At 63.8% G+C, this 18471-nt stretch carries 14 protein-coding genes and 2 pseudogenes; 6 read left to right on the top strand and 10 right to left on the bottom strand.

Annotated features, from left to right (window positions below):
- Positions 1 to 280 (top strand): annotated as a pseudogene (locus B4393_RS18905) (DUF6498-containing protein); the annotation flags it as partial.
- Between the two features lie 7 nt (positions 281 to 287).
- On the opposite strand, the pseudogene B4393_RS18910 reads toward B4393_RS18905, so the two are convergent.
- Positions 288 to 705: pseudogene (locus tag B4393_RS18910) on the bottom strand (DUF5313 domain-containing protein).
- 171 nt (positions 706 to 876) lie between these two features.
- Here B4393_RS18910 and B4393_RS18915 point away from each other — a divergent pair.
- Positions 877 to 1212, top strand: a complete 336-nt coding sequence (locus tag B4393_RS18915; protein ID WP_078335549.1) for an ArsR/SmtB family transcription factor — start codon at positions 877 to 879, stop codon at positions 1210 to 1212.
- On the opposite strand, the gene dnaE is transcribed toward B4393_RS18915, so the two are convergent.
- The 5 genes from dnaE to lspA form a co-directional block, all read right to left on the bottom strand.
- Positions 1209 to 4760 (bottom strand): DNA polymerase III subunit alpha, encoded by a 3552-nt coding sequence (dnaE, locus tag B4393_RS18920; protein WP_070939646.1) that lies wholly within the window; start codon positions 4758 to 4760, stop codon positions 1209 to 1211. The genes B4393_RS18915 and dnaE overlap by 4 nt on opposite strands.
- Positions 4761 to 4915: 155 nt before the next feature.
- The gene (locus B4393_RS18925) at positions 4916 to 5464 is read right to left on the bottom strand and encodes a lipoprotein LpqH (protein ID WP_078335403.1); all 549 of its coding nucleotides are present in this window, start codon (positions 5462 to 5464) and stop codon (positions 4916 to 4918) included.
- A gap of 12 nt (positions 5465 to 5476) precedes the next feature.
- Positions 5477 to 6442: an EamA family transporter RarD gene (rarD, locus tag B4393_RS18930; RefSeq protein ID WP_078335404.1), complete on the bottom strand. Its 966-nt coding sequence runs from the start codon at positions 6440 to 6442 to the stop codon at positions 5477 to 5479.
- The gene (locus B4393_RS18935; RefSeq protein WP_078335405.1) at positions 6439 to 7356 is read right to left on the bottom strand and encodes an RluA family pseudouridine synthase; all 918 of its coding nucleotides are present in this window, start codon (positions 7354 to 7356) and stop codon (positions 6439 to 6441) included. Before B4393_RS18935 ends, rarD begins: the two co-directional genes overlap by 4 nt.
- Positions 7353 to 7985, bottom strand: coding sequence for a signal peptidase II (lspA, locus tag B4393_RS18940; RefSeq protein WP_078335406.1), 633 nt, complete (start codon positions 7983 to 7985; stop codon positions 7353 to 7355). The genes B4393_RS18935 and lspA overlap by 4 nt, the downstream gene beginning before the upstream one ends.
- A gap of 98 nt (positions 7986 to 8083) precedes the next feature.
- Here lspA and B4393_RS18945 point away from each other — a divergent pair, with 98 nt between their 5' ends.
- Entirely contained in the window at positions 8084 to 9001 is a 918-nt protein-coding gene (locus tag B4393_RS18945) for an asparaginase (protein ID WP_191986952.1), read from the top strand.
- On the opposite strand, the gene B4393_RS18950 is transcribed toward B4393_RS18945, so the two are convergent.
- The gene (locus tag B4393_RS18950; protein WP_078335408.1) at positions 8954 to 10333 is read right to left on the bottom strand and encodes a DNA polymerase IV; all 1380 of its coding nucleotides are present in this window, start codon (positions 10331 to 10333) and stop codon (positions 8954 to 8956) included. The genes B4393_RS18945 and B4393_RS18950 overlap by 48 nt on opposite strands.
- 159 nt (positions 10334 to 10492) lie before the next feature.
- Here B4393_RS18950 and B4393_RS18955 point away from each other — a divergent pair, with 159 nt between their 5' ends.
- Positions 10493 to 11062, top strand: coding sequence for a class I SAM-dependent methyltransferase (locus B4393_RS18955; RefSeq protein WP_191986953.1), 570 nt, complete (start codon positions 10493 to 10495; stop codon positions 11060 to 11062).
- 114 nt (positions 11063 to 11176) lie between these two features.
- Here the strand turns inward: B4393_RS18955 and ileS are convergent, their stop codons facing one another.
- On the bottom strand, positions 11177 to 14395 hold the full coding sequence (ileS, locus tag B4393_RS18960; protein ID WP_078335410.1) for an isoleucine--tRNA ligase: 3219 nt from the start codon (positions 14393 to 14395) through the stop codon (positions 11177 to 11179).
- A gap of 218 nt (positions 14396 to 14613) precedes the next feature.
- Entirely contained in the window at positions 14614 to 15870 is a 1257-nt protein-coding gene (locus B4393_RS18965) for an MFS transporter (RefSeq protein ID WP_078335411.1), read from the bottom strand.
- 91 nt (positions 15871 to 15961) lie between these two features.
- Between B4393_RS18965 and B4393_RS18970 the strand changes: the two genes are divergently transcribed.
- Entirely contained in the window at positions 15962 to 16834 is an 873-nt protein-coding gene (locus tag B4393_RS18970) for a LysR family transcriptional regulator (protein WP_078335412.1), read from the top strand.
- Positions 16835 to 16849: 15 nt separating this feature from the next.
- Positions 16850 to 17899, top strand: coding sequence for a putative nucleotidyltransferase substrate binding domain-containing protein (locus B4393_RS18975; protein ID WP_078335413.1), 1050 nt, complete (start codon positions 16850 to 16852; stop codon positions 17897 to 17899).
- Here B4393_RS18975 and B4393_RS18980 read toward each other — a convergent pair.
- The gene (locus B4393_RS18980) at positions 17888 to 18436 is read right to left on the bottom strand and encodes a 3'-5' exonuclease family protein (RefSeq protein ID WP_078335414.1); all 549 of its coding nucleotides are present in this window, start codon (positions 18434 to 18436) and stop codon (positions 17888 to 17890) included. The genes B4393_RS18975 and B4393_RS18980 overlap by 12 nt on opposite strands.
- Between the last annotated feature and the right edge of the window lie 35 nt (positions 18437 to 18471).

An 18471-nucleotide genomic window follows, 5' to 3' on the forward strand; every position in this document is an offset into this window, starting at 1 on the left:
GCACCTCACCCTGATCTTGGGGATGTTCGCGGTCGCGGTCACCGATGCGCCCTCCGCCCTATTCGGAGTGTTCGTTGCCCTGAAGACCATGTACTCGTTGAGCGCCACCTTCCCGCAATGGGAGCCGGCCACCCCGCCGCGCTGGCTCAGTCGAGCGATGAATCGCATTCCCGGCGCACGCCCCGGGCTGACCTTCGAGGAGCAGTGGGCCAAGGATCGGCGCGATGAAGCCGCGCGACGCAAGAAAAACGAAGAACCGTGGTCTGCGGTGAGGCGTTAACCGTCTATCAGATGGGATCGCTACTGGAGTAGGTGTCGTTCGACTCAGGACGGGCACCGTAGCGCTGGGCGTACGCCTCGTGCTTGCGCGCGTGCTTCTCGCGGTTGCCGATGTCCGCGAGTTTCGGATCCAGATCGTGCTGGGCCAACCGGTAACGGCGCCAGATCTTGTTGAGGGCGTGGGTCATCAGAATTGCCCAGACGTAGATGGGCAGGGTAATCGCCACGTGCAGGAGCCATTCCCCCGGGCAGAAGCCAGAAGGGCGCCAGGATGAAGTGCGGCGGGATCACGTACCGGATCATGTGCCGGCGGACGGCGCCCGGCCCGGACAGATCGTTGGCCACCCAATCCCGCATCGAGTCCGGTAAGCGCCGTCCATAGGCGTAGGTGATGAACTGCCCGATGCTGGGCCGGTCGGTCGTCATACAAAGCTCCTGGGCGCTAGACGGCTCTCGCCGGAGTGGGCAGCAGACAGCCCTGCTGAATACAGGTAAGGCCCCGGCGAGAGCCGTCAGGAACTATAGACGTGCCCCTGTCCAGCACTGTTGCCGGGTTGCTAATCTTTGCAAGTTGTCATGTGGTGGGATGGACTCGATATGGATGCACGTCAGCCGCTGTATCGGATGAAGGCGGATTTCTTCAAGACGCTGGGCCATCCGGTGCGCATACGCGTACTGGAACTGCTCAGCGAGCGCGATCAGGCCGTGTCGGAGATGCTGCCCGAAGTCGGCATCGAGGCAGCCAACCTCTCACAACAGCTGGCCGTGCTGCGCCGCGCAGGCCTGGTGACTGCCCGGCGCGAGGGGCAGTCGGTGCTCTATACCTTGACCTCGCCCCGTGTGGCAGAACTGCTGGTGACCGCGCGCAAGATCCTCACCGGTGTCGTGGCCGATCAAGCCGAATGGCTCGACGGCACCGACGCAGCGAGCTAACCCCCGAGACAGCCAGGCCCGAGTAGGGCCTTGAGGTCCCCCATCAGTGCCGAGGACGGGGTCACCCGGAGCGACTGATCGAGCTCCAGCGTGGTGACGCGTTCGCCGCTGATCAACCGTAGATGCACCTGATTGGTACCGGGATGGCGTGCCAACACCTGCTTGAGTGCCGTCACCTTATCGATGGTGCACTGCCGCGTGGGCAGTGTCACGGCAACGGGACGGTCATCGGATGCCTGCGAAAAATCAGGCACCACAAGGTCATTGGCGATCAGGGAGATCCGGTCATCACGGATCGCCACCTTCGCGTTGACCAAAACTACGGCATCATCCGCTATCTCGGCGCCGTACACCGAGTAGGCCTGCGGAAAGAACAGCACCTCGATACCACCCGTGAGGTCCTCGAGCTGAGCCGAGGCCCAGGGCATGCCGTTCTTGTTGACGCGGCGGTTGACCGAGGCCAGGATGCCGCCCACCCGCACCTGGGTGTCGTTGGCGATATCGCCCTCGAGGATCGTGGGAATCTGCGTGTCCGTCTGACGGCCCAGCAGGTGCGCCACCCCATTGAGCGGATGCCCGGACACGTACAGGCCCAGCATCTCTCGCTCCAGGGCGAGTTTGTGCTTTTCTTCCCACTCGTCGTCGGGAACCTTGATGGCGAAGACTTCCGAGGTGGCCGGGTCGTCCCCGCCCCCGAACAGATCGAATTGCCCCATGGCTTCGGCCTTCTTGGTGCCGAGCACCGAATCGACCGCGTCGGACTGCACAAGGAAAAGCCCCTTGCGGGGATGCCCGAGTGAGTCGAAGGCACCCGCCTTCACCAGCGATTCAGTGACCTTCTTGTTGCAGGCCGCGATATCGATCTTGTGCAGGTAATCCGAGAAGTCGGTGAAGGCACCCTTTTCCTCGCGCGTGGCGATGAGCGATTGCACCACGTTGGCACCGACATTTCGCACACCGCCGAGTCCGTAGCGGATGTCCTCCCCCACAGAGGCAAAGTTATGCACGGATTCGTTGACATCCGGAGGCAGCACGGTGATGCCCAGACGACGGCAATCGGCCAGGTAGACGGCGGCCTTGTCCTTATCGTCGCCGACAGACGTGAGTAGGCCCGCCATGTATTCGCCCGGGTAGTTGGCCTTGAGGTAGGCCGTCCAGAAAGACACCAGACCATAACCGGCGGCGTGCGATTTGTTGAACGCGTAACCGGCGAACGGAAGAATGGTGTCCCACAACGCCTTCACGGCCTTCTCGGAGAAACCGTTGTTGGTCATGCCCTCATAGAAACCCTTGTACTCGGCCTCCAGCACTTCGAGCTTCTTTTTACCCATGGCCTTACGGAGCGCGTCGGCCTTACCCATCGAGTACGAGGCGACCTTCTGGGCGATGAACATGATCTGCTCTTGGTAAACGATCAAGCCGTAGGTTTCGGACAAGATCTCCTTGAGCGGCTCCTCAAGCTCCGGGTGGATGGGCTTGATCGGCTGGCGACCGTTCTTACGGTCGGCGTAGTCGTTGTGCGCATTCATGCCCATCGGGCCCGGGCGATACAGGGCCAGCACGGCGACGATGTCGTTGAACCCGGTGGGCTGCATGCGCCGCAGCAAGTCTCGCATCGGCCCGCCATCGAGCTGGAACACGCCGAGAGTGTCACCCCGAGAAAGCAATTCGTAGGTTGCCGGGTCGTCGAGCGGCAGATGATCCAGGTCCAGATCGATGCCGCGATTGGCCTTGATGTTGTCCAGTGCGTCCCCGATGACGGTGAGGTTGCGCAGGCCCAGAAAGTCCATCTTCAGCAGGCCGATGGCCTCACACGAGGGATAGTCCCAGCCGGTGATGATGGCGCCGTCCTGGGCGCGCTTCCAGAGCGGGATGGCCTCGGTCAGCGGCTCCGAGCTCATGATGACCGCGCAGGCGTGCACGCCGGCGTTGCGGATCAAGCCCTCGAGGCCGAGCGCTGTCTGGTAGATGTTGCGCACATCCGGATCGGTATCGATCAGGGTGCGGACCTCGGCGGCCTCCTTGTACCGCTCGTGCTCGGGGTTGGTGATACCCCACACCGGGATGTCCTTGGCCATGATCGGCGGCGGAAGTGCCTTGGTGATGCGGTCCGCGATCGCGAAACCAGGCTGCCCGTAGTGGATTCGCGCCGAATCCTTCAGGGCCGCCTTGGTCTTGATGGTGCCGAAAGTGATGACCTGCGCGACCCGGTCGCTACCCCACTTATCCGTGGCGTAGCGCACCATCTCACCGCGGCGGCGGTCGTCGAAGTCGATATCGATATCGGGAGCCGACGGCCGCTCCGGGTTGAGGAATCGCTCGAACAGCAGGCCGTGTGGAATGGGGTCGATATTGGTGATACCCAGCGCGTAGGCCACGAGCGAACCCGCGGCCGAACCACGGCCCGGGCCGACACGGATGCCGACCTCCTTCGCATGCGAGACGAGGTCACCGACGACGAGAAAGTATGCGGGGAAGCCCTTTTGCTTGATGACATCCAGCTCGTAATGAGCACGGGTGAAGTACTCATCGGGCACTCCCCCCGGAACCCCCTCGAAACGGCGCTCCAGTCCACGGTCCACTTCCTTGCGCAGCCAGGAATCTTGATCCTCGCCCTCGGGTACCGGGAAGACCGGCATCCGGTCCTTGAAGTTCCAGACATCCTCGTACGACTGCACGCGTTCGGCGATCAGCAACGTGTTATCGCAGGCTCCGGGGACCGCGTCATCCCACAGCTCCCGCATCTCGGACGCGGGTTTGAGGAAGTAGCCGTCGCCGTCGAACTTGAAACGGGTGGGATCCGACAGCGTCTTGCCGGTCTGCACACACAACAACGCCTCGTGGTTGTGTGCATGGTCCTTGGTGACGTAGTGACAGTCGTTGGTGGCCAGTGGCGGGATGCCGAGTTTCTTGCCGACCTCCAGCAGACCCTCGCGCACCCGGCGTTCGATGGACAGCCCGTGGTCCATCAACTCCAGGAAAAAGTTGTCCTTGCCGAAGATCTCCTGCCACTTGGCCGCCGCGGCCACTGCCTCGTTCTCCTGCCCGAGGCGAAGCCTGGTCTGCACCTCACCGGACGGACATCCCGTGGTGGCGATGACACCGCTGGCGTGTTCGGCGATGAGCTCGGCGTCCATGCGCGCCCACTTGCCCAGCTGACCCTCGAAGGAGGCCAGCGAAGACAGCTTGAACAGGTTGCGCAAGCCCGTCGCGTTCTCGGCCACCATCGTCATGTGGGTGTAGGAGCCCGAACCGGACACGTCATCGGATTTCTGGCCGGGATCACCCCAAAACACGCGCTTGGTGTCGAACCGCGACGCCGGGGCGATGTAGGCCTCGATACCGATGATCGGTTTGACCCCGGTGGCGGTGGCGACGTTGTAGAACTCGCTGGCGCCGTACATGTTGCCGTGGTCGGTCATACCGACCGCCGTCATGCCCAGGCGCTCCACCTCGGCAAGCATCGGCTTGATCTTCGCCGCACCGTCGAGCATCGAGTACTCGGTGTGGTTGTGCAGGTGCACGAACGAAGAATTCGAGGAGCTCACACGTGCCTTTCGTACCGACCCACGATGGGGGCGTCAATCGCTAGAGGGGTCAGTTTATTGCGAGGGTCCGACAGACCCGGGCGTGTCGGGGGTGTGTCGTCGCGCTCATCCAGCAACCCGATTCACAGCGGTCACAAAAGCCCCGCCAGCAACGGTTATGCCGAGGCCCAGCCCGGCGCGCAGTCGACGTCGACCACGTAGGTCATGGTCTTCTCGACACCGCTGTCGTGGCCGGAGCCTTCCCCCTCGATATGAAAGCTGTCGTCGCTCCTGGTCGCCGTGATCTGCTCACCGACGTTGTCTTCCTGGTTAAGCAGAATGATGAGTTCGGCTGTCTGAATATCGAACATCTGGACCGCCAGCGAATTCGAATCAAGCTTCACCATCGCGTGCCCCCCGGAGACCTTCTTCGGTCCGACGTTGATGAGCAGCTGGGTCACACCTTGGTGGGTAAAGCAGTAGACCGGGCCCGGCATGTCCAATAACGTGCCGTCGACCGTGACCCTGGCCGTGCCCGACTGGATGATGTTCGGGTGCCCGCCGCCGGTCCTCAGCGCTTTCACCGTTCTCTGCGGCGGCATCGCGCCCGCGGCGGCAACGGCGATGTTCGCGTCCGCGGCCCTCAATTCCTCTGCGCTCGGCTGCCCCGTGGCCGAAGCACAGCCGGCCAGCGCCATGCCGATCGCTGCCGCCCCGATGATCATGTGTCGCAACACTCAATCCCTCCCGTTGATCGATGCCATATCGCTCTGCGAAACGGTAGCCTGCCGGCCCGCCGGGCGCCGCGAGATCAGCGAGCCGCGCACGGTGTCGACCGTGAAGATCGCCAGCGCCACCCAAATCAGGACGAAGCCTGCCCAGCGCTCCGGCGACATCGCCTCATGCTTGACCAACACACCCCACAGCATCTGCAACGTCGGCGTCAGGTACTGCAGTAGCCCGAGGGTCACCAGCGGAATGCGTTGTGCCGCTAGGCCGAATAACAGTAACGGGAGAGCCGTCACCACGCCGCTGAGCACCATCAGCGCGGTATGACCGTGGGTGTAGCCGAGGAAGTGCTGCTGCCCGGTCGCGCCCAGGAACACCAGGTAGGAGATCGCGAACGGTGCGGCGACGATCCCCTCGGCGGTCAGACTCACCCGCGGGTCGACGGTGACGGTTTTCTTGATGGCGCCGTATCCCGCGAACGAAACAGCAAGTATCAAGGTGATGACGGGTAGCTGCCCGTAATTGACGGTCAGCACCGCAACCGCGGTGAAGGCCAGCACGAGAGCCACCATCTGCCATCGGCTCAATGGCTCCCGGAAAATCAGCACACCCAACAACACGGTCACCAGCGGATTGATGAAGTACCCGAGTGCGGCGTCCAGCACATGCCCGGAGTTGACGGCGTAGATGTAGACACCCCAGTTGAGGGCGATCAGCACCGAGGCACCGACAAGTAGCCCCCCGTTGCGTGTGCCCATGGTGACCAGATCACGCAGCCGCCGAGAAACGGCAACGACAATCACCATCAGCAGCAGGGTCCAGATCATGCGATGCGCCAGGATCTCCACCGCGCTCGCCGGTTGCAACAGAGGGAAGAACGCCGGGAACAATCCCCACATCAAGTAGGCCGCAGCGCCGAACAGATAGCCCGACTTCAGACGACGGTTCTGCTCAGGAGTGGTAGCCCCACTCATCGCAAAACGTCGAGCGCGTGGGCCAGATCCTCCGGGTATTCGCTGGTGATCTCCATCCAGCGCCCGTCTGTCGGGTGGGCGAAAGCCAACGATTTGGCATGCAGCCATTGACGTTCCAACCCGAGCTTGGCGGCCAGCGTTGGATCCGCACCGTAGGTCAGGTCCCCGCAGCAGGGATGTTTGATGGCCGAGAAGTGCACCCGGATCTGGTGGGTGCGACCGGTTTCCAGGTGTACATCGAGCAAGCTGGCCGCGACAAACGCCTCGAGCGTGTCGTAGTGGGTAATGGAGTGCCGACCGTCTTCGACGACGGCGAATTTCCAGTCGTGCCCGCGATGCCTGCCAATGGGGGCGTCGATAGTGCCGCTGGATGGATCCGGATGTCCTTGCACGAGAGCGTGATACCGCTTCTCGACGCGCCGGTACTTGAAGGCGCGCTTGAGCTCGGTGTACGCCTTCTCCGACAGCGCCACGACCATCACCCCGGATGTTCCGACATCCAGACGGTGCACGATCCCCTTGCGTTCGGGAACACCGGAGGTGGTCATCCGGAACCCGGCGGCGGCGAGCCCACCGAGCACAGTGGGGCCGGTCCAGCCGACCGAGGCGTGGGCGGCGACACCTGCCGGCTTGTCGACGGCAACCAGGTCGTCATCGGCGTAGAGGATCTTCATGCCCTCGATGGCCTCGACCCGGTTCTCCGGAGGGGCCTTGGGTTCGGGCAGCGTGACCTCCAGCCAGGTGCCCGCGGTCAGCTTCTCGGATTTGGCGACAACGACGCCGTCCAGGAGCACGGCACCTTCCTCGGCGAGGGTCGCCGCGGCGGTCCGTGAAAGTCCCAGGAGCCTAGCCAATCCTGCGTCGACGCGCATACCGGACAAGCCATCGGGAACGGGCAGGGAACGCGAGGTCATGACGGCTTGGTCTGGGAAGACTGCGCGTCCGCGCTCTCGGCATCCTTATGGTCCGGATTCACGTCGTGGTCCGGAGTCGCGTCCTCGCTGCTCGATCCCTGCGGCTGCGAGCGTCCTTCCCGGTCGTAGTCGTAGCCGAATAGCGACAGCGCCACCAGCAGGATCGCTCCACCCACCACCGACGGGTCGGCGACGTTGAAGACCGGCCACCAGCCCACCGACAGAAAATCGACCACATGGCCGCGCAGCGGCCCGGGTCCGCGGAAGAACCGGTCGACCAGATTGCCCAACGCCCCGCCAAGAATCATGCCCAAGCCGATCGCCCACCACGTCGAGACCAACCGGCGACCGATGAACAGGATTCCCGCCACAACCGAAATGGCGATGAGGGTCAGAACCCAGGTGTAGCCCGTCGCGAACGAGAACGCCGCACCCGAATTGCGCACCAGAGTCCAGCTGACGGTGTCGCCGAAGATGGGCACGGGTTTGCCCGGTTGTAACAGCCTGACGGCAATCACCTTGGAGACGACATCCAGCACAAGCACCACCGCCGCCACGATGAGCAGCAGTTTTATCCGCCGCTTGGGCTTCGGGGCGGTCTCGGGCTCATCACTCACGTCCCCCATCATCCCTTACTCGGCCGGGCGCTTTGCGCAGCGTGTCTGCGATGATCGCGGCTGTGTCCCCTGCTCTTGGCCCAAAAGCCTCATCACCGACTCTCGTGCTGTTGACGACTGGCGGAACCATCGCGACCGAGGTGGACGGTGACGGCATCGCCCGGCACGCCAGTTCCGGGGACGATCTGCTGGCGGCGAGCGGTTACGGGGAGGTCCTGGTCGATGACCTGATGACGATCGACAGCGCAGAGATGACACCGCAGCGCTGGCAGCAGATCGCCGCTTCCGTTCGTGGGCATGTGGCGCGCGGCGCGACCGGAATCGTCATCGCGCACGGCACCGACACCCTCGAGGAAACAGCTTTGTGGCTCGCGCTGACGTGCGCGGTGCCGGTACCCGTGGTGCTCACCGGGGCGCAGCGCAGCGGCGACCACCCCGAATCCGACGGTCCGGGCAATCTGCGTGATGCCTTGACGGTGGCCGCGAGCGGCGAGGCGCTGGGCGTCGTGGTGTGCTTCGCCGGACAGGTGTACCCGGCCGTGGGCATCCGCAAGGTCGATCTGACCGCCCCGAACGGGTTCGCCGGCGTGTCCCCCGTCGGGCAGGTACGCGACGGCCAGTTCGTACGTCTCGCCGACTCGCCCTCGGCATTTCTGGGCACCGTGACCCGCCCGGCCCTGCCACGCGTTGATGTCGTGAGCCTCTATCCCGGCACCGATGGCGTGGCGCTGGACGCCTACGCACGGGCCGGCGCGCAGGGCCTGGTGTTGGAGTCCATGGGGGCAGGAAATGCCAATGACGTTGTCATCGAATCGGTTTCCCGCCACATCGAGAATGGCATCCGCGTCGTGGTGACTACCCGTGTACCGGGTGGCGCACTGGCTGCAGGCTACGCACCGGGGCAGAAACTGGTCGATTCCGGCGCGGTGATGGTGCCTCACCTACGCGCCGGGCAGGCACGCGTGCTGTTGATGGCGGCGCTAGCCACCGGCTCCGATCTCGTCTCCGTCATCGAGCGGCTCGGCTGACTCCCCCGGCCAATCCAGACTCGCCACCGGGTCGGCGCGGGTGACACCGGGATCGTCTACCGCGAAGGTACGTGCGATACCCGGCCCACTACTGCGTGTCTCGAATCTCACCGTCATCACGCCATGGCCAGTGCCCTGTATCCAGCCGTGGCCAAATTCGTGATGATCCACATCGTCGCCTACGCCCCAACTGGCTTTGCCTGGAGCAGATTTCGCCATAGACGGCGCCTCGTCGGTTTCGGCAACGGGCTCGGTCTGATCCAAATCGGGGAACAGCGAAGTCTGCTGCACATCCGAGAATCCCGAAAATCCGACGCCGACAAGACGGATGGGACCGATCTCTACGGGGTCGAGCAGCAGCCTGCGGGCCGCCGACATCAGCACAGCGCGTTCCGTGGTGGCGTACGGCATGGTCGCCGACCTGGTGAGGATGCTCATATCCGAGCGCCGCAGTTTCACGGTGACGGTGCGTACAGCACGACCGTGCTTGATGAGGCGCTGATGGGCGTGCAGACCGATCGGTTCGATGGCCTCGCGCAGTTGATCCAGGGTCGTCAGATCATCCGGGAAGGTGGACTCCGCGCTGATCTGTTTGGTTTCGGCACGTTCGGCCACCGGACGTTCGTCGATACCGCGCGCAAGCTGGTGCAGCGCAGGGCCGATCGTGCCGCCCAATACCGAGGCGGCCTCGCTGGTCTGCAATGCGGCAAACTGACCAATGGTGTTGATTCCCAGCCTGCTCAGGCGCTCTTCGGCAACTGGACCGATGCCCCACAACTTACGCACCGGAAGGTCATCGAGCAGCGACCGTTCCTCATCCGGTGCGATGATCCGCATGCCGTCAGGTTTGGCCAGTCCCGAGGCGATCTTGGCGATCTGTTTCCCCGAACCCGCTCCAACCGATGCGGTGAGCCCGGTCTCGCTGAGCACACGCGAGCGAAGCTCCTCGATGTATTCCGCAACTGAACTTGTTGCGGCACCGGCCAATTCGGCAGGCTCTCCGAACGCCTCGTCGAAGGAAAGCTGCTCCAGAATGGGGATCATCGACCGCACCGTCGCGAATACCCGCCTGCTGGCCACTCCGTATACCGAGCCCCGGGGCGGCAAGACAACGGCGTTGATGCCCACCAGGCGACGCGCCTGGTGCATCGGCATGGCCGACCGGGCCCCGAACACCCGGGCCTCATAGCTCGCGCCGGCGACAACGCCGCGGCCTCCGGCACCGCCGACGAGAACCGGCCGGTCACGCAGGGTGGGCCTGGTCAACTGCTCGACAGAGGCGAAGAAGGCATCCATGTCGAGGTGCAGAACCCATCGACCGGCAGCACACACGCGATCATCGTATTGCGGGCTACTGACCGGTCAGAACTCTCCGTGAACGGGATACGGCGGCACGATCGCGGATGCCGTTCCATCCAGTCTGTCGGAAGCTCGATATGGATTGGCCGAATCCCAGTAGTCGCACACCTGCAAGCCTCTTAGCCTGGGGTTATGGCAATGAATTTGGTGCACCGGTGGTGTTGTAGCTCGGATATGTGGGCACGCAAGACCGAGTCGCAGCTCCTCCCGTGGGCGCTGCAGGGGGTTGAGCTCGGTGCGGACACTCTGGAGATCGGTCCCGGTTATGGCGCGAATCTGCGGGTGCTGACGAAGCGCACTCCGCAGCTCACCGCGGTGGAGATCGATGAAACCATGGCGTCGCGGCTCCAGCGGCTCTACGGCGGCCAGGCGACCGTGATCCAAGGCGATGGCACCCGGCTGGGGTTCGATAACGACCGCTTCAGCTCCGTGGTGTGTTTCACCATGTTGCATCATGTGCCGACGTCTGATCTGCAGGATCAGCTGTTTGCACAGGCGCATAGGGTGCTGGCCCCGGGCGGTGTCTTCGCCGGTAGCGATGGCGTGCACTCCACGTTCTTCCGGCTGCTGCACATCGGCGACACCTACAATCCGGTGCCGACCACATCGTTGCCGGATCGCCTGCGCGCCGCGGGCTTCACCGATATCGAGCATCATCTCGACGGCGGCAATCAGCGCTGGCGCGCGGTCAAGGCCGCATAGAACCGGGGGCTTGGCGCAGAGGTTGCCAGGGTGCCCGGCTGGGAGCGACCAACGCGTTGGCGTCGCATCGTTGTCGCTCCCAGCCGGGCACAGGAGGCATCAACCGGAGCGGGCCTAACCCGCCGCCTTCTTCAAGGACACCCGGACCCCGTCACCGAGATCGGTAGCGGGCGTCCGCACATTCTGAGCGGCTTCACCGATTTCCAGTGTGGTGGCCAAGATTTCGCCCGCGATCAGATCGCGGTGGCGTTCCGCCCAGGCGCGATGCTCGGCAGGCACGTCGAGGACGACCTCGATGCGGTCCGACACCTCCAGGCCGGTGGACTTGCGTAGGTCCTGCAGCTCGCGGATGAGATCGCGCGCCCAGCCCTCTGCTTCCAATTCCTCGGTGACGGTGTCATCGAGGATGACCAGTCCCCCGCCTTCGGGAAGCGCTGCTGTCGAATCCGGCTCAGCGGCAACCAGTTTTGAATCGAACTCGCCTTCCTGCAGGGTGATACCCGCAGCGACAACGGTGCCGTCGCTGCGTTGTTCCCAGTCGCCGGACTTGACCGCGCGAATGACCGTCTGCACGTCCTTGCCCAACCGCGGGCCTGCGGCGCGTGCGTTGACCGTCAGCTCGAACTTGCCGTAGGCAGCGATGTCATCGGTCAGCTCAACGGATTTCACATTGAGCTCGTCGGCGATGAGTGCGGTGTACGGCTCCAAACGCTTCGGATCGGGTACCGCCACCGTGAGCTTGCGCAGTGGCAGCCGAACCCGCAACTTCTTGGCCTTACGCAAGGAAGACCCGGTGGAGGCGACCTTTCTCACCTCGTCCATGGCTGCCACCAGATCCGGATCAGCGGGCAGTACGGATTCGGGCACCCAATCGGTCAGATGCACCGACCGCTCCCCCGTCAATCCCCGCCAGATGACCTCGGTGGTCAGCGGCAACAGCGGCGCGGCCAGGCGGCAGATCGTCTCCAGCACGGTGTGCAGGGTGTCGATTGCATCGGCATCCTCATCCCAGAACCGCGATCGCGACCGTCGCACATACCAATTGGTGAGGGCGTCGGTGAATTGCCGTAAATGTTCGCAGGCGCCCGAGACATCGCAGTCATCCATGGCCTTGGTCAGGTCATCACGCAGCTGAGCCAACTTGGCCAGAATGTACTTATCGAGGACCTGCGTCGAATCGGTACGCCAGGTCCCGGGTTTGGGTGCGTACAACTGCAGGAAGCTCCACGCGTTCCACAGCGGCAGCAGGACCTGCCGTACGCCTTCTCGGATGCCCTGCTCGGTGACGATCAGATTGCCGCCGCGCAGGATGGGCGAGGCCATGAGGAACCAGCGCATCGCATCGGATCCGTCACGGTCGAACACCTCGTTGACGTCTGGATAGTTGCGTAGCGACTTGCTCATCTTCTGGCCGTCGTTGCCCAGGACAATGCCATGGGACACACAGGTTCTGAACGCCGGACGGTCGAAGATCGCGGTCGCCAACACATGCATGACGTAGAACCAGCCACGAGTCTGGCCGATGTACTCCACGATGAAATCGGCCGGGAAATGATTCTCGAACCACTCGGCGTTCTCGAATGGGTAGTGCACCTGCGCGTAAGGCATTGAACCCGAGTCGAACCAGACGTCGAAGATGTCCGGGATGCGGCGCATGACGGACTTGCCGGTCGGGTCATCGGGATTGGGCCGGGTCAGCTCGTCGATGTACGGCCGGTGCAGGTTGGTCGGCCGAACCCCGAAGTCGCGTTCCAGTTCATCGAGGCTGCCGTAGACGTCGATCCGCGGATACGCCGGATCGTCGGACTTCCACACCGGAATGGGGCTGCCCCAGTAGCGGTTACGAGAGACCGACCAGTCGCGCGCGCCTTCTAGCCACTTACCGAACTGGCCGTGCTTGACGTGCTCCGGATACCAGGTGATCTGCTCATTGAGCTCGACCATCCGATCCCGGAACTCCGTCACCTTGATGAACCAGGATGACACCGCCCGGTAGATCAGCGGGTTGCGGCAGCGCCAGCAGTGCGGATACGAGTGGTCATAGGTCTCATGGCGCAACAGCACCGCGCCATTGGCGGCAGCGGCCCCGGTCCCCTGCTTGAGGTCCTTGATGATCTGCGCATTGGCATCGAATACCTGTTGCCCCTGGTAGTCGGGCACTGTGGCATCGAATCGGCCCTTGGAGTCCACGGGGGTGACCGGAGTGATCCCCGCCTTGTCGGTGACGTTCTTGTCCTCTTCACCGTAGGCGGGCGCCATGTGCACAATGCCCGTGCCATCGTCCGTGGTGACGTAGTCGGCGGGCAACACGGTAAAAGCCGTGGGCGCGTTGCCTTCCTGGAAGTACGGAAACGGCGGAAGGTACCGCAGACCCAGTAGGTCCTCACCGGTATAGGTGTCCAACACGGTGGGCTCCTCGCCCAGTTCCCGCGCGTACGCGCCAACCCGTGCCTGCGCCAACACGTAACGGTCCGTAGTGCCATCACGACCCTCGGTCGCCACGACCACGTAGGTCACCTCGGGGTTCACCGCGACCGCCAAGTTGGATGGCAGCGTCCAGGGCGTTGTGGTCCAAATCAGCAGCCGCGCCCCGTCGAGGGGGGCCCACCGTGTGCCCTCGTTGCCGGCAATCCGGTAGCCGACGGTGACGGCGGGATCCTGACGACTCTGGTACACATCGTCGTCCATGCGCAGTTCGTGGTTGGACAGCGGCGTCTCATCGCGCCAGCAGTACGGCAACACGCGGTAGCCCTCGTAGGCCAAGCCCTTGTCCCACAACTGTTTGAACGCCCAGATGACCGATTCCATGAAGGTCGGGTCCAGCGTCTTGTAATCATTGTCGAAGTCCACCCAGCGCGCCTGCCGAGTCACATACTCGCGCCATTCCTTGGTGTAGCGCAGCACCGATTCGCGGCAGGCCTCGTTGAACTCGGCGATACCCATCGAATCGATCTGGGACTTGTCGGTGATGCCCAGTTGTCGTTCGACTTCCAGTTCGGCGGGCAAACCATGTGTGTCCCAACCGAATCGGCGATCCACCTGATATCCGCGCATGGTCTGGTAGCGCGGGACGATGTCTTTGACGTAGCCGGTGAGCAGGTGCCCGTAATGTGGCAGCCCGTTGGCGAACGGCGGCCCGTCGTAGAAGACGTATTCCAGGGATCCGTCCCGGTTCTCGATGCTGGCGCGGAACGTGTCGTCCTCGTCCCAGTAGCGCAACACCTGCTTTTCCAGCTCGGGAAGATTCGGCGATCCGCTGCGCTGATCAGCGCCTAGCTCGGTCCGCGGGTACGCGTCTGTGGATGAGCCGCTTGCGCGAAGACCATCAGACATATCGGTACATCTCCCTGTGCTCGCTGGCACGGGGACGATGGGACGCCGTCGGCGTACCTCCGCGGTACCACCCCGCTTGCCCCGACCTGCGCGGGGCCTCTCGCAACGGCTGTGACGGGCCTACCCGTCCGGTTCTACTGGGTTATCCGCGCTCGGCGCGGAACTTTTCTTCCGGAGACTCCCCGGTGATGGCCGGATCGGTGTCTGTGACGGCAATTCTATTCGGGTGCGCTGATATGGACAAACCGGTTTCGAAGCATCATCACGGCGGCCAAGACCAGGGCCATTGCCAACAGCGCGCCCACGAAGAGCACCGTGAGCCCCCACCCACCAGCCTGGTACGCCAGTCCACCCGCCGCGCCTGCCACCGAGCTGCCCAGGTAGTAGCTGAACAAGTACAGGGCCGACGCCTCGGCCCGGTCACGCTGCGCAACGGCGCCAACCCATCCACTCGCGACGGTATGGGCGGCGAAGAAGCCGGCGGTGAACACACCCACGCCGATGATCACGGTGACCAGTGAATCCGGGATGGTCAGCGCGAGCCCGACGGCAGTGATGACGACCGCGCAAATGAGGACCAGTCCCCGGCCACGGCGGTCCGCCAGCCGACCGGCCACCGCCGACGACGCGGTTCCGGCCAGGTAGAGCAGGAAGAGCAGCCCGGCTATGGCCGTCGGTAACCCGAAGGGCGGCGCGACGAGGCGATAGCCCAGGTAGTTGTACACGGTGACGAACCCACCCATGAGCACGAATGCCAGTCCGAACATGATGAGCAGGACCGGGTTTCGCAGGTGTACGCCGAGGATCCGCATCGTGGTGCCGACCCTGACCTTTTTCGGCACGAAGAACTGCGACTTCGGAAGCAGCACCGCGAACAGCACAGTGCACACCAAAGTCATTGCACCGCTGCCCAGTAATGCGATCCGCCAGTTGCTCACATCGAGCACCGAGGACGCCACCAGCCGTCCGGCGAGCCCACCCACCGTCGTGCCCGCGATGTATCTGCCCATCGCCGAGCCGAGCGATCCAGGGTGGACCTCCTCGGCCAGGAATGCCATCGCCACTGCCGGAATTCCGGCCAGGGCAACACCTTCGGCCGCGCGGCCGATCAGCAGCACCGCGAAAGTGGGGCTGGCCGGAAGCAGCAGCCCGATGATGGTGGTGGCGATAGCCGAAACCAGCATGACGCGGGTGCGGCCGAACCGCTCCGAGAGCGCGCTGGCCGGAATGATGGACAGCGCGAGCATTCCGGTGGTCACCGAGACCGTCAAGGCAGCGGCCGCGGGGCTGACCCCCATGTCCGCGGAGAGCGCCGGCAGCACTGCCTGCGTTCCGTAGAGCGCCGCGAACGTCGCAAGCCCCGCGGCGAAGAGCGCACCGGTCAGACGGCGATATCCGGCAGTGCCCGTCTGGTGCGGCACCGGGTCTGCGCCGCAGATCGCCGGAGTGCCCTGGGTAATCGGAGCCATCGCCATGGGTCTCAATGTTGCTCCGAACCCTGCATATTGCGGAAATGAGCAATTTATCGCTTTATAATTCATAAAAGACATAAATGGAGGTGACGGCATGGCAGACGGAGACTACGAGTGGTACATCACACTCGCCGAGCTACAAAACGTCACCACCGCCGCCCACCAGCTCCAGATCGCACAACCGACGCTCACCCGAATGCTGGCCCGTCTGGAACACCGCCTCAACGTGCAGCTCTTCGACCGACACGGCAAGCGGATCACCTTGAATCCGTTTGGGCGGATCTTCTATCAGCACGCCCGGCGCGCCCAAATGGAGCTGGACTCCGCGCGCCGCACCATCGACGACCTCGCGAACCCCGCAGAGGGTGAGATCCGCCTCGGGTTCCTGCACACCTTCGGCCCCACGCTGGTCGCTGGGTTGATCGCGGGATTCGCGGCGACGTCACCGCATGTGCGGTTCGTACTGGAGCAGGGCGCCGCGGGCAGCCTCGATGATCTCGTCGCGAACGGCGATCTTGACGTCGCGATCGTCTCTCCTCGCCCTCGTCGCGCAAATCTTGGGTGGCGCAACCTCTTCCGGCAGCGTCTCGGTGTCGCCGTACCCACCGATCATCGTCTGGCGCAGGCCGAAGACGTGTCCATGGCCGATCTTGCCGACGAACCGTTTGTCGCGATGCCTCCGGGATTCGGTATGCGCCGCCTACTCGAAGAGCTCTGCGCCGCTGTGCAATTCCAGCCACGCATCGTGCTCGAATCAAGCAATTTGACGACGGTCGCGGGCCTGGTGGCGGCGGGCCTGGGCATCACCGTGCTCCCTGTCGATGCCACCACGTACCCGTCGGACCTGCAGATGTTGCGTCTCGTCGATGCCGACGCGCACCGGGATGTCGGCATCATCTGGAGCTCCGGGCAGCCGCTGTCACGGCCCGTCCGAGATTTCATATCCCACGCCGTTGCGTCCACGTAGGCAACAATCATCTGCATGTCTGCCGAGGTGCCGCCCGAGAATGGGATAGCCCATGCCATCGGGCAGATCGACACCGCCGCCGATGAATCGGCGTTCCACGCGGCGGTGGGGGCGGCCCGGACGGTGATAGCGCGCGAGGCCAGGGCACGCACCCCTGAGGCGGCACTTGCCGCCGCATGGTCGGAGGCATTGCGGCACAGCGTCCGGACGGCGGCACAACTACTCACCGATGAGGTGAACCCGGGCTGGACCTGGTTCGTTTCGGGAAGTGTGGCCCGCGGCGAGGCCGCACCTGGTTCCGATATCGAAACCCTGCTCGCCGTTGACGACGAGGTCGACGGCGACGGGAAAGCTCGCCTCATGGAACTGGCGGCCCAGGTCCACGCGATGCTCGAACGCGCCGGCATCGGCAGCGATTCCAACGGGGTCCTGGCAAGTCGTGGCCGATTCTGTCGCCGAACCACCAACTGGTACGAGGGAATCGAACGCTGGTGCGCCAATCCGCCGGAAGACCGGGGAGTCGTCATGACGGGGTTGCTGGCCGATTCTCAAGGAGTGGGAACAGGGGCGTTGTTACCTGACAACGCCCTTCGCCACGAGAACGCCCGCTGCGCACAGCGCCACTACCCCATCCGGCTGGCCATGTTGCAGGACGCGGTGGCGGTGCGCGCCGGATTCCCTTCGCGATTAAGGATATTCGCCACACAATCCGACACCGTGGATCTCAAGGTCGCCGCGATCGACCCGGTGGTCAAGATCGCGCGCTGGGCTGCGTTGTCGGCCGGTTCGGACGCGCTCGCCACACCGGCTCGGCTGGATGCGGCGGCAGCAGCCGACGTTCTGGATCCGGATGACGCCTCGACGCTGCACGATTGTTTCGACTGGCTACTGCGATTTCGGTGGCGCTCTGGTGCGGCGTCATTACACGGACAGCAGACGTCCGACACTGTCTCGCTGTCTGCCCTGGCCCCGCAGGAACGTGCGGTGTTGCGGGGTATCGCGCGCGAGATCGCCGGCATCAGGCGCAAACTCATCTACCTGTCGTCGACATCCTCATTCCGATAGGCGGTCGTACCACCGCATCGCCCACTGAGCATCTCCCAGGGCCGTATGCCGCTGGCCGGCACTCGGGGTTTTCACACCGAATTGCAATGAGAGATTGGAATAGTCGGCATCCGGTATCAACCCGCGTTCCCGGATCCGTGCCGCGGTGGCAGTGACGACATCGACGAGCTCCGGATTCCATGCCGGACTGACGCCATGGGACAGAAACATCTGGGTCAAACACTCGGTATCGAACGTTGGGATCACCCCGACAATGGTGGCCCCGGATGTCCATTCCTCGATGAGTGAAACAGCCTCGACGGCACGGAAAACACGTGGGAATTGCAATGGCCTCAGGCGAACCTGCGGATGACGCTTGTGAAAGCCGCTGATTTCCAGCCCCGCCGGATCGGCCGAATCCAGATCCAGGTCTTGGACGTCGATACACAGGTGCAGTTGCCGCTGCCCCTCATCGGTCCGCCGGATGATCGCGATTTCCCACGGCTGGCGCTCGCGATGAAGCCCGGTGGTCTCGGTATCGAGAAAAACCAGCGCCATGAAGACATCCTCTCGCGCCCGACACCTTACCTACC

Source organism: Mycobacteroides franklinii (genome assembly GCF_002013895.1).
Taxonomy (GTDB): domain Bacteria; phylum Actinomycetota; class Actinomycetes; order Mycobacteriales; family Mycobacteriaceae; genus Mycobacterium; species Mycobacterium franklinii.

Coding starts and splice junctions, on each gene's coding strand:
- B4393_RS18915 (WP_078335549.1), top strand. CDS start 877: ATGGATGCACGTCAGCCGCTGTATCGGATGAAGGCGGATTTCTTCAAG.
- B4393_RS18925 (WP_078335403.1), bottom strand. CDS start 5,464: ATGATCATCGGGGCGGCAGCGATCGGCATGGCGCTGGCCGGCTGTGCT.
- rarD (WP_078335404.1), bottom strand. CDS start 6,442: ATGAGTGGGGCTACCACTCCTGAGCAGAACCGTCGTCTGAAGTCGGGC.
- B4393_RS18935 (WP_078335405.1), bottom strand. CDS start 7,356: ATGACCTCGCGTTCCCTGCCCGTTCCCGATGGCTTGTCCGGTATGCGC.
- lspA (WP_078335406.1), bottom strand. CDS start 7,985: ATGATGGGGGACGTGAGTGATGAGCCCGAGACCGCCCCGAAGCCCAAG.
- B4393_RS18955 (WP_191986953.1), top strand. CDS start 10,493: ATGGCAATGAATTTGGTGCACCGGTGGTGTTGTAGCTCGGATATGTGG.
- ileS (WP_078335410.1), bottom strand. CDS start 14,395: ATGTCTGATGGTCTTCGCGCAAGCGGCTCATCCACAGACGCGTACCCG.
- B4393_RS18965 (WP_078335411.1), bottom strand. CDS start 15,870: ATGGCGATGGCTCCGATTACCCAGGGCACTCCGGCGATCTGCGGCGCA.
- B4393_RS18970 (WP_078335412.1), top strand. CDS start 15,962: ATGGCAGACGGAGACTACGAGTGGTACATCACACTCGCCGAGCTACAA.
- B4393_RS18975 (WP_078335413.1), top strand. CDS start 16,850: ATGTCTGCCGAGGTGCCGCCCGAGAATGGGATAGCCCATGCCATCGGG.
- B4393_RS18980 (WP_078335414.1), bottom strand. CDS start 18,436: ATGGCGCTGGTTTTTCTCGATACCGAGACCACCGGGCTTCATCGCGAG.